At 70.3% G+C, this 10,481-nt stretch carries 10 protein-coding genes; 6 read left to right on the top strand and 4 right to left on the bottom strand.

Translation table 11 applies throughout. The features are described from left to right. The 3 genes from ACTJKO_RS10550 to ACTJKO_RS10540 form a co-directional block, all read left to right on the top strand. Positions 1 to 645: single-stranded DNA-binding protein (locus ACTJKO_RS10550; protein ID WP_440688403.1), on the top strand; the 645-nt coding region annotated here is incomplete at its 5' end. A gap of 83 nt (positions 646 to 728) precedes the next feature. Continuing rightward, positions 729 to 2,414, top strand: a complete 1,686-nt coding sequence (gene ettA, locus ACTJKO_RS10545; RefSeq protein WP_440688401.1) for an energy-dependent translational throttle protein EttA — start codon at positions 729 to 731, stop codon at positions 2,412 to 2,414. A gap of 29 nt (positions 2,415 to 2,443) precedes the next feature. Then, the gene (locus tag ACTJKO_RS10540) at positions 2,444 to 2,899 is read left to right on the top strand and encodes an acyl-CoA thioesterase (RefSeq protein ID WP_440688399.1); all 456 of its coding nucleotides are present in this window, start codon (positions 2,444 to 2,446) and stop codon (positions 2,897 to 2,899) included. A gap of 22 nt (positions 2,900 to 2,921) precedes the next feature. On the opposite strand, the gene ACTJKO_RS10535 is transcribed toward ACTJKO_RS10540, so the two are convergent. Continuing rightward, on the bottom strand, positions 2,922 to 3,779 hold the full coding sequence (locus ACTJKO_RS10535) for an acyl-CoA thioesterase (RefSeq protein WP_440688397.1): 858 nt from the start codon (positions 3,777 to 3,779) through the stop codon (positions 2,922 to 2,924). Between the two features lie 65 nt (positions 3,780 to 3,844). On the opposite strand from ACTJKO_RS10535, the gene ACTJKO_RS10530 reads away from it, so the two are divergent. Continuing rightward, positions 3,845 to 4,546: a hypothetical protein gene (locus ACTJKO_RS10530; protein WP_440688395.1), complete on the top strand. Its 702-nt coding sequence runs from the start codon at positions 3,845 to 3,847 to the stop codon at positions 4,544 to 4,546. A gap of 37 nt (positions 4,547 to 4,583) precedes the next feature. Then, positions 4,584 to 5,426, top strand: a complete 843-nt coding sequence (locus tag ACTJKO_RS10525; RefSeq protein WP_440688393.1) for an NAD(P)H-binding protein — start codon at positions 4,584 to 4,586, stop codon at positions 5,424 to 5,426. Between the two features lie 74 nt (positions 5,427 to 5,500). On the opposite strand, the gene ACTJKO_RS10520 is transcribed toward ACTJKO_RS10525, so the two are convergent. The 3 genes from ACTJKO_RS10520 to pepN all read right to left on the bottom strand — a co-directional run bounded on the left by ACTJKO_RS10520 (position 5,501) and on the right by pepN (position 9,705). Then, positions 5,501 to 5,899, bottom strand: a complete 399-nt coding sequence (locus ACTJKO_RS10520) for a globin (protein WP_440688415.1) — start codon at positions 5,897 to 5,899, stop codon at positions 5,501 to 5,503. A gap of 74 nt (positions 5,900 to 5,973) precedes the next feature. Continuing rightward, the gene (locus tag ACTJKO_RS10515) at positions 5,974 to 7,047 is read right to left on the bottom strand and encodes a mechanosensitive ion channel family protein (protein WP_440688391.1); all 1,074 of its coding nucleotides are present in this window, start codon (positions 7,045 to 7,047) and stop codon (positions 5,974 to 5,976) included. A gap of 78 nt (positions 7,048 to 7,125) precedes the next feature. Beyond that, entirely contained in the window at positions 7,126 to 9,705 is a 2,580-nt protein-coding gene (pepN, locus tag ACTJKO_RS10510; RefSeq protein WP_440688389.1) for an aminopeptidase N, read from the bottom strand. A gap of 124 nt (positions 9,706 to 9,829) precedes the next feature. On the opposite strand from pepN, the gene ACTJKO_RS10505 reads away from it, so the two are divergent. Next, on the top strand, positions 9,830 to 10,471 hold the full coding sequence (locus tag ACTJKO_RS10505) for a mycothiol-dependent nitroreductase Rv2466c family protein (protein WP_440688387.1): 642 nt from the start codon (positions 9,830 to 9,832) through the stop codon (positions 10,469 to 10,471). The last annotated feature ends 10 nt before the right edge of the window (positions 10,472 to 10,481 follow it).

The raw sequence follows: 10,481 nt of genomic DNA, 5'->3' as shown, positions 1-10,481 counted from the left end.
GATCGAGGCATGAACGACACCATCACCGTCTGCGGGATCATCGCCACCGAGCCCCGCCACCTCGTCACCGACACGGGCATCGCCATCACGAGCATGCGGCTCGCGTCGCCATCGCGCCGCTGGGACCGGTCGACGTCCGCCTGGACCAACGGCGCGACGAACTGGTACACCGTCACGGCCTTCCGGTCGCTCGCGGCCAACGTCCACCGGTCCCTGAAGAAGGGGGACCGCATCGTCGTCACCGGGCGCCTCCGGATCCGGACGTGGGAGCGCGACGGCCGTGGCGGCACGTCGGTCGAGATCGATGCCGAGGGCGTGGGGCACGACCTGGCCTGGGGCATCAGCAACTGGGTGCGCGTTCCCCGACAAGCGGGCGAGGCAGCGGCGGCTCCCGGCAGCACGTCCGTGCTCGCGCCGGACGTCGACCCGGAGACCGGCGAGATCCGTGGTGTCGGCGACGAGACGCGCTCGGACCCCGACGCGGCTGCAGCGCTGCACGCCGCCCCGGGTCCGGACGTCGACCACGACGAGGACCTGCCCGATTCGACCGAGGCCGCGCGTCACACCGCGGCGGTGAACGGGCACGAGTTCGACCCCGCCGACGTGGCCCTCCCGTTGGACGAGCACGACCGTGTCGCCGCGTGATCGGCAGCACCCGCCCTCGCCGGTTCCGGCCGAGGGTGACGGGGGACACCGACCGCGGGCGCGGTCAGTAGACTTGGCGCGATATGGCTGAGTACATCTACCAGATGGTCCGCGCCCGCAAGGCGGTCGGCGACAAGCTGATCCTCGACGACGTCACCATGTCGTTCCTCCCCGGCGCCAAGATCGGCGTCGTGGGGCCGAACGGCGCCGGCAAGTCGACGATCCTGAAGATCATGGCGGGTCTCGACCAGCCGTCCAACGGCGAGGCGAAGCTCACCCCGGGCTTCACCGTCGGCATCCTCATGCAGGAGCCGGAGCTCGACGAGTCCAAGACGGTGCTCGAGAACGTGCAGGAAGGCGTGGGCGAGATCCACGCGAAGATCACGCGCTTCAACGAGATCTCCGCCCTCATGGCGGAGCCGGACGCCGACTTCGACGCGCTCCTCGCCGAGATGGGCACGCTGCAGGAAGAGATCGACGCGGCCGACGCGTGGGACCTCGACTCGCAGCTGGAGCAGGCCATGGCCGCCCTCCAGTGCCCGCCGGGGGACGAGCTCGTCACGCACCTCTCCGGTGGTGAGAAGCGTCGCGTTGCGCTCTGCAAGCTCCTGCTCCAGAAGCCCGACCTGCTCCTCCTCGACGAGCCCACCAACCACCTCGACGCCGAGTCCGTCCTCTGGCTCGAGCAGCACCTGCAGCAGTACCACGGTGCCGTCCTGGCCGTGACCCACGACCGGTACTTCCTGGACCACGTGGCCCAGTGGATCGCCGAGGTCGACCGCGGGCGCCTCTACCCGTACGAGGGCAACTACTCGACCTACCTCGAGAAGAAGCGTGCTCGTCTCGAGGTCCAGGGCAAGAAGGACGCCAAGCTCGCGAAGCGTCTGTCCTCGGAGCTCGACTGGGTCCGGAGCAACACGAAGGGCCGTCAGGCGAAGTCGAAGGCCCGTCTCGCCCGCTACGAGGAGATGGTCGCGGAGGCCGAGCGCACGCGCAAGCTCGACTTCGAGGAGATCGTCATCCCCGTCGGCCCGCGTCTCGGTTCGCAGGTCATCGACGCCGAGCACCTGCACAAGCAGTTCGGGGAGCGCGTCATCATCGACGACCTGTCCTTCACGCTGCCCCGCAACGGCATCGTCGGGGTCATCGGCCCGAACGGCGTCGGCAAGACCACGCTGTTCAAGACGATCGTCGGGCTCGAACCCCTCGACGGCGGCACGCTGAAGATCGGCGAGACGGTCGACATCTCGTACGTCGACCAGAGCCGCGGCGGCATCGACCCGAACAAGAATCTCTGGGAGGTCGTGTCCGACGGGCTCGACTACATCCAGGTCGGCAAGACCGAGATCCCGTCGCGCGCCTACGTGTCGCAGTTCGGGTTCAAGGGCCCGGACCAGCAGAAGAAGGCGGGCGTGCTCTCCGGTGGTGAGCGCAACCGTCTGAACCTGGCGCTGACCCTCAAGCAGGGCGGCAACCTGCTGCTCCTCGACGAGCCGACGAACGACCTCGACGTCGAGACCCTGGGCAGCCTCGAGAACGCGCTCCTCGAGTACCCGGGTTGCGCCGTGGTGATCACGCACGACCGGTGGTTCCTCGACCGCATCGCGACGCACATCCTCGCGTGGGAGGGGCTGAACGAGGACGGGACGCCGAACTGGTACTGGTTCGAGGGCAACTTCGAAGCGTACGAGGAGAACAAGATCGAGCGGCTCGGCGTCGACGCTGCGAAGCCCGGTCGGGCGACGTACCGCAAGCTCACCCGCGACTGATCGTGGCGCGCCTGCACGCTCCCATCCGCATGCGCTGGAGCGACATCGACGCGTACGGTCACGTCAACAACTCCGCGATGCTGCGCCTCCTGGAAGAGGCGCGCATCGTGGGGTTCTGGGGGCCCGACCCCGAGGAACTCGAGTCCGACGGCTCCATCCCCGAGCCGATCATCGACGGCCGACCCGGCTCGGGCACGATGACGGTGATCGCGGCGCAGCGTCTCGAGTACCTGGCATCGATCCCGTACTTCCGCCAGCCGCTCGACATCCAGATGTGGATCGGGCGCATCGGCGGCGCGAGCATCGACGTCTCGTACGAGGTCTGGTCGCCGGTCGGGCACGAACCGGCGGTGCTCTACACCCGGGCGACGACGGCGCTCGTGATGGTGGACGCCGCGAGCAACCGACCGCGCCGGCTGACCGACGCCGAGCGGGAGGCCTGCGCGCCGTTCATCGAGCCGGCGGTCGAGTTCTCCCGGCCGTAGCCGCGCGCACGCCTGGCGATGGTCAGCGCGGGACGCGCATCATGCCCTCCTGCGCCACCGACGCCAGGAGTCGACCGTCCTGCGAGAACATCCGCCCGAACGCGAGTCCCCGTCCGCCCTGCGCGCTCGGGGACTCCTGCGTGTAGAGGACCCACTCGTCGGCCCGGCCGTCGCGGTGCCACCACATCGCGTGGTCGAGGCTCGCGCTCTTCACACCAGGGGTTCCCCACGCGACCCCGTGCCGTCGCATGATCGGTTCGAGGATGGACAGGTCGCTCGCGTAGCCGAGCACGGCCCGGTGCAGGGCCGGGTCGGCGGGCAGGTCGCCGTCGACGCGGAACCAGACGGCCTGGTGGGGAATGTGCTCACCCTGGACGTCGACGAACACCGGGCCCTCGACGTGCCGGAGGTCGATCGACCGCTCGGCCCAGGCCCGCGCGACCGGGTGGTCGATGGCGGACAGGATCGACGCTGCCGACGGCAGGGACTCGGGTGCAGGGGTGTCGACCGGGAACGGGTCCTGGTGCTCGACACCCGTGTCCGGCCGCTGGAACGAGGCGATCATCGAGAAGATCGGCACACCCCGTTGGTAGGCCTGAACGCGCCGCGCCGCGAAGGACCGTCCGTCGTGGATGCGTTCGACGCCGAACGTGATCGGCAGGTCGATGTCGCCCGGCCGGAGGAAGTACCCGTGCATCGAGTGGATGTCGCGGTCCTCGATCGTGGACTGCGCGGCGACGATGCACTGCGCGAGCACCTGGCCGCCGAACACGCGGCCACCCGGGGACCAGTGGCTCGCGCCGGTGAGGATCGTCTCCCCGGTGCTCGCACCCGTGTCCTCGAGTCGGAGGGTCCGCAGGAAGTCCGGTTCGCCGTTCACACCGAGCAGTCTACGAACCGCCCCGGCTGCTGCTGACGGACGCGGCCGGTAGTATCCGTGGTGACATGGGCACCTCGTTCACGCTTCCCGACGCAGCCTCGCTCGGAGACCTCCGCACCTACCTCGGACGGGCCGCCCGCATCGAGGACGGCTCGGTCCGGCTCATCGCCGACTCGGGCGTCCTGGCGGTGTACACGGCGATCCTCTACCCGATCGGCCTGCTCGACGAGTTGCCGACCGTGCTCGGCCTCCGGACGTTCTCCCTCGCGGCCCCCGCCGAGATCGACGCCGTCGTGCCGCTGGCGTCGCTGCAGGAACGCCTGCGCCTCCTCGCCGAGGAACAGGACGCCGAGCACGCCGAGGGCGCGGACCCCACCCGGGCCACCCCGATCGAGGTCGAACTCCCGCACGAGGTACACACCGTCACCTGGGCCGCCATCTCCCCGCCCCGCGGCGGATGGGTCCCGCTGCCCGACGTCTCGCCCGAGCTGCTCCGCCGCGCAACACGCGACGGCATCGCCGAGGTCGCCGACGCCGTCCCGTCCAACGCCGGTGAAGCCATCGTGCGTCGCGTCCGCGCCGAGGTCTGGGGGCGGCCCGTCCCCGGCGTCGAACACGTCCCGGCGGGCGCCGGGTTCGCGGGGGAGAGCCTCGGGTTCCTCGGGCACGACCCCGTGCGGTTGTTCGAGACGGGTCCCTGGAGCCGCTTGACGACCTCGCGGGGGCACGTGCTCGTCAAGCGTCGCGCCTGGACGCTCAACCCGTAGCCAGGGTTCTCCGGCGCCTGCGTGGTTGGCTGGTGGCATGCACGTCTTCCTCACCGGCGCCTCCGGCTACATCGGTTCCTCGGTCCTCCGGGCCCTCGTGGCCCACGAGCACGAGGTCACCGCGATCGTGCGCACGGACGCGAAGGCGCAGGCCGTCCGCGACGCCGGCGGCCGGGCCCTCGTCGGCGACGTGACGGACACGGACGTCGTCCGCCGGCTCGCGCACGAGGCCGACGCCGTCGTGCACACCGCGTCCGCGCAGGGCATCGACCCGGACTTCACCACGACCGTCCTCGAGGCGCTGCACGGGACGCCGAAGCCGTTCGTGCACACCAGCGGCATCTTCACGTTCGGAGACTCGACGGACATCTCGGAGCAGTCTCCGATCGACCCGCCCGCGTTGACCGCGTGGCGTGTCCCGAACGAGGCCCGGGTCCGGGCGAGCGACGTGCGCACGACCATCATCGCGCCGGGCATCGTGTACGGTCGCGGCGCCGGCATCCCGGCGATGTTCGTCGGTGACGGCGAACACGAGGTCCGACTCGTCGGCGACGGGTCCCAGCGCTGGACGACGGTGCACATCGACGACCTGGGCGAGCTCTACGTCCTCGCGGTGCACCGGGGCGAGCAGGACGGTTACGTGGTGGCCGCGAGCGGCGACAACCCGACGGTGCGGGAGATCGCCGAGGCGGGCGCCCACGGTTCGCCCGTCGTCGCGGAGAGCGTCGACGCGTCCCGCGAGCGGCTCGGTACCGCCTACGCCGACGCGCTGCTCCTGCACCAGGAGGCGTCGGGCGCGCACGCACGGTCCGCGTTCGGGTGGAACCCGGCCCGTCCGTCGCTGGTCGACGACCTCGCCGACGGGTCCTACGTGCGCTGAACGACGCGAGCGCCGACGCGCCGCGTCCAAAGCCGACGCGCCGACGCGCCGACGCGCCGACACCCCGACGCGCGTCAGTCGAACGAGTTGGTCATGGCGTGGGCCGCGCGGTCGAGGTAGGCCCAGAGCTCGGCTTCGTCGAGGGGCGCGAGCCCGAGTGACTCGACGGCGTCCCGCATGTGGAGCAACCAGCGTTCCCGTGCCTCGGGCGTGACCCGGAACGGGGCGTGGCGCATCCGGAGCCGGGGGTGGCCCCGCTGCTCGCTGTACGTGCCCGGTCCGCCCCAGTACTGCTGCAGGAACGCGGACAGGCGCCAGATCGCCCCCTCGAGGTCGTCCGCCGGGTACATGGGCCAGATGACGTCGTCCTGCTGCACGCCGTCGTAGAAGCGTCGCACGAGCCGGTCGAACGTGGGTGCGCCGCCGATGCGCTCGTACAGTGAACCGGTGGCCGAGACGCCGTGCTCGCCCACGCGCAGGGTGATCGGCTGCGCGGGGACGCCGCCGGGCGCACCCGACGACGCGCTCGGGGGAGGAGCCTGGTCGGTCACTGCGGGTCCTTCCCGGAGTCGTGGTCGTCGGTCCGGATCGGCTGCCCGAGGATGTTCCGCCGGGGCCGTCGGGGCTTGGTGGGTGCCGGGGTGGGCTGGGTCCGCACGGTCCGGAGGCCGTTGATGGACGTCGCGTTCTCCCACCCCTGCGGCATGATCATCGCCATCGCCGGCAGGGTCACCCCGAGCTCGTCGACCGCGCGCTTGAGCCGCACGCGGAGTTCTCGGCCGACGACGTCGAGCTCGGAGGCACGGGTCTTCACGACCAGGCGGAACACCATGCCGACGTCGGTGATCGACTGCAGCCCCCAGATCTCGGGCTTCTCGACGATGCGCTGGCGCCACCGGGGCTCCTGCGACATCGCGACGGCGGCCTTGAGCAGGGCGTCCTGCACCGCGTCGATGTCGGTGTCGTACGGGACGGTGATGTCGACGAGCACGCGGGACCACCCCTGGGACAGGTTGCCGACCCGCAGGATCTGCCCGTTGGGCACGAACCAGAGGATGCCGTTGACGTCGCGGATCTGCATGACGCGCAGACCGACGTTCTCGACCACGCCGGTCGCCTGACCGGTGTCGACGACGTCGCCCACGCCCGCCTGGTCCTCGAGGATCATGAAGACCCCGGACAGCAGGTCGCGCACGATGCTCTGTGCGCCGACCGCGAGACCGGCGGCGACGAGGGACGCGCCGCCAACGATGCCGACGGCGGCGTTCGGGATGACGAGCGGGATGATGACCACGAGCGCGAGGACGACGACGATGACGGTCGCGAGGTTCTCGAGGACGCTGCCGAGCGTCCGGGTCCGCTGCACGACGCGAGCGGTCTGGATGGGTGAGGCGATGAGCGCCTGGGTGTCCTGCGCGCCCTGACGCTTCTTCACGCCGTTCACGACGCGGTCGACGATGCCCTTGATCGAGTGCCGCAGGATCACCCGCAGGATGATCGCGGCGAGGACCGTGATGACGATCGTGATCGGCACGTGCCACGTGTCGACGAACTGACCGAACGTCTGCGTCACCACCTGCGCGGCGTCGGTCGGGGTCGGGGAGGGTGCAGCCAATTGCATGATCCGGTCGATGCTAAAGGGCGGGGCCTCGGCCTTCCCTGAGGAACGCCGAGACCCCGCCGGTGGTCGAGCTGGGGCTCAGGCGTCCGCGGCCTGCACCCGCAGCGCGCGCTCCGTGCCCGCCAGGCTCTCGGAGACGATGCGCCGCAGCGCGGGCGTCTCCGGGTGCGCGTCGAGCCAGGCCGCCGCCGCGTCCCGGAGCTCGGCCGACGCGAGCGGCGCCGGGTAGAGCCCCGTGACGATGGTGTCGGCCATGTGGTAGCTGCGCTCGGCCCAGATGCGCGTGAGCACCTCGAAGTACTTCGGGACGAGGCCCTCGAGCACGACCGGGCTGTTCACGTGCTGGTAGCCGACGGTGGTCTGGCGCACGATCGCGTTCGGCAGCTCCGACGAGTCGACGAGCGACGAGAACGCCGCGAGCTTGCCCTCCGCCGTGGGGATCGTGGCTCGGGCACGGGCAGCGGCCTGCTCGCCCGAAGCGGTCTTGTCGGCGGCGAGCTCCGCGTCGACCTCGGCGTCGCCGGCCGCGCCCGCGAGCACGAGGCCCTCGAGCAGCTCCCACCGGAGGTCCGTGTCGATCTCGAGGCCGGTCAGCGTCACCGAACCGGCACGCAGCCCGGTGAGGGTGGCGACGTGCTCGGGCGTCGAGGCGATCTGCGCGAAGAACTTCACGAACTGGAACTGCGCGTCGGACCCGGCCTCGGCCGAGCTCGCGAGCTGCCAGAGGGTGTCGCCGACGGTGCGGATCGTGGCGTCGACCGTCGCGGGGGCGACGTAGTTGCGCGCGGTGAGGAGCAGCTGCGAGAGCGTCGTCCGGATCGTCGTCGACTCGGTCTCGGTCGCGATGTTGCCGAGGACGAGCCGGACGTAGTCGCTGGCCGGGGACTCGGCGTCGCGCGTGGCGTCCCACATCGCACCCCACACGATCGAGCGGGCGAGCGGGTTCGCGATCGAGGCGAGGTGCTCGATCGCGGTGCGGCGGGACTGCTCGTCGAGCCGGATCTTGGCGTAGGCCAGGTCGTCGTCGTTGAGGAGCACGAGGTCGCCGCGGTGGGTCCCGACGAGCTCGGGCACCTCGGTGCGGGCGCCGTCGACGTCGATCTCGACACGGTGCGTGCGCTCGAGCTTGCCGCCGGCGGACGCGGTGTCCGCGCCGAAGGGGGCGTCCGCGTCCTGCTGGAACGCGTACACGCCGATCGCGAGACGGTGCGGGCGGAGCGTGGGGTGGTCGGCCGGGGCTTCCTGCAGGACGGCGAAGGACGTGATCACGCCGGAGTCGTCGGTCTCGATCTCCGGCCGGAGCGTGTTGACGCCGGCCGTCTCGAGCCAGAGCTTCGACCACTCCGAGAGGTCACGCCCGCTCGTCGCTTCGAGCTCGACGAGCAGGTCGCGCAGTTCGGTGTTCGAGTGGTGGTGCTTCTTGAAGTACGCCGAGACACCGGCGAAGAAGGCGTCGATGCCGACCCACGCGACGAGCTGCTTGAGGACCGAGCCGCCCTTCGCGTAGGTGATGCCGTCGAAGTTGACCTGCACGTCCTCGAGGTCGTTGATGGTCGCGACGATCGGGTGCGTCGAGGGCAGCTGGTCCTGCCGGTAGGCCCACGACTTCTCCATGGCCTGGAACGTGGTCCACGCCTCGGTCCACTCGGTGGCCTCGGCGGTGGCGATGGTGGAGGCCCACTCCGCGAAGGACTCGTTGAGCCACAGGTCGTTCCACCACTTCATGGTGACGAGGTCGCCGAACCACATGTGGGCGAGCTCGTGCAGGATCGTGACGACCCGGCGCTCCTTGATGGCGTCGGTCACCTTCGAGCGGAACACGTACGTCTCGGTGAAGGTCACCGCGCCGGCGTTCTCCATCGCACCCGCGTTGAACTCCGGCACGAAGAGCTGGTCGTACTTCTCGAAGGGGTACGCGACGTCGAACTTCTCCTCGTAGTAGGCGAAGCCCTTCTTGGTGATGTCGAACACGTACTCGGGGTCGAGGTACTCCGCCAGCGACTTGCGCGCGAACACGCCCAGCGGGATGGTGCGGCCGTCGCGGCTGGTCAGTTCGTCAAGGACGACCTCGTACGGGCCGGCGACGAGGGCGGTGATGTAGCTGGAGATCTTCGCGGTCGGCGCGAAGGTCCACGTGGCGACCTCGCCGTCGACGTGGGGTTCCGGCGTGGGGGAGTTCGAGACCACCTGCCACCGCGACGGCGCCGTCACGGTGAACGAGAACTCGGCCTTGAGGTCGGGCTGCTCGAACACGGCGAACATCCGGCGCGAGTCCGGCACCTCGAACTGGGAGTAGAGGTACACCTCGTCGTCGACGGGGTCGACGAAGCGGTGCAGCCCCTCGCCCGTGTTCGTGTACAGCGCGTCGGCGACGACGACGAGCTCGTTCTGCTCCTGCAGCCCGTCGAGCTGGATGCGCACGCCGTCGTTCACCGCGGCGACGTCGAGCGCCGTGCCGTTCAGCGTGATCGAGTGCACCGTCTTCGTGATCGCGTCGATGAACGTCGAGGCGCCGGGCGTCGCGGTGAACCGCACGCGCGTGGTGCTGCCGAACGTCTCGGCGCCGCGGGTCAGGTCGAGCTCGACGTCGTACGTCTGCACGTCGACGATCGCGGCGCGTTCCTGGGCTTCGATTCGGGTGAGGTTCTCTCCGGGCACGGACGCTCCAACTTCGCTTGGGGACGCGGACGGTCGTTGTCCGCGTTTCGGGGAGCCCCGCGACGGCGTCGTGCACCGGCGGGACGATGGGATCCAGCCTAGCGAGCGGGCGTACGCTCGCACCGTGACGGACACGACTGTGGACACGACGACCGACCGCACCGCTGTGGAGTTCTGGTTCGACCCGAACTGCCCGTGGGCCTGGATGACGAGCCGCTGGGTGGGCGAGGTCGCTGAACACCGCGACCTCGACGTGACCTGGAAGGTGATGAGCCTCTTCGTCCTCAACGAGGACCAGGACATCCCCGAGGACTACCGGAAGCGCATCGTCACCGGCCAGGTCTACCCGCGCATCGTGACGGCGGCGCGGCTGCGGCGCGGACAGGACGTCGTGAAGCCGCTGTACGACGCGCTCGGCGAGCACATCCACCACCGCCAGGAGCGGGACCCGGAGCAGGTCGTCCCCGCGGTGCTCGAGGAACTCGGGCTCGACGCCGACCTGCTCGAGTACGCCTGGACGGACGAGGTCGACCAGGCCGTGCGCGCCAGCCACCAGGACGGCATCGACCGCGTCGGTCAGGACGTCGGCACGCCGGTCATCGCCGTCGAGGGAACCGCCTTCTTCGGTCCGGTCATCTCGCCCGCGCCGAAGGGCCAGGAGGCGCTGGACCTGTGGGACGGCGTCGTCGCGGTCGCGAAGTACCCCGGCTTCTTCGAGCTGAAGCGGTCGCGCACGGTCGGTCCGATCTTCGACACGGTCGCGTAGCGCGCCGCGG

The organism is Curtobacterium sp. 22159 (genome assembly GCF_052045775.1).
Taxonomy (GTDB): Bacteria; Actinomycetota; Actinomycetes; order Actinomycetales; family Microbacteriaceae; genus Curtobacterium.
This window is presented reverse-complemented; position numbering and strand designations above follow the sequence as displayed.

Excerpts from the sequence above, each read along its gene's own strand:
- ettA (WP_440688401.1), top strand. The coding sequence starts at position 729 with ATGGCTGAGTACATCTACCAGATGGTCCGCGCCCGCAAGGCGGTCGGC.
- ACTJKO_RS10540 (WP_440688399.1), top strand. The coding sequence starts at position 2,444 with ATGCGCTGGAGCGACATCGACGCGTACGGTCACGTCAACAACTCCGCG.
- ACTJKO_RS10530 (WP_440688395.1), top strand. The coding sequence starts at position 3,845 with ATGGGCACCTCGTTCACGCTTCCCGACGCAGCCTCGCTCGGAGACCTC.
- ACTJKO_RS10525 (WP_440688393.1), top strand. The coding sequence starts at position 4,584 with ATGCACGTCTTCCTCACCGGCGCCTCCGGCTACATCGGTTCCTCGGTC.
- ACTJKO_RS10515 (WP_440688391.1), bottom strand. The coding sequence starts at position 7,047 with ATGCAATTGGCTGCACCCTCCCCGACCCCGACCGACGCCGCGCAGGTG.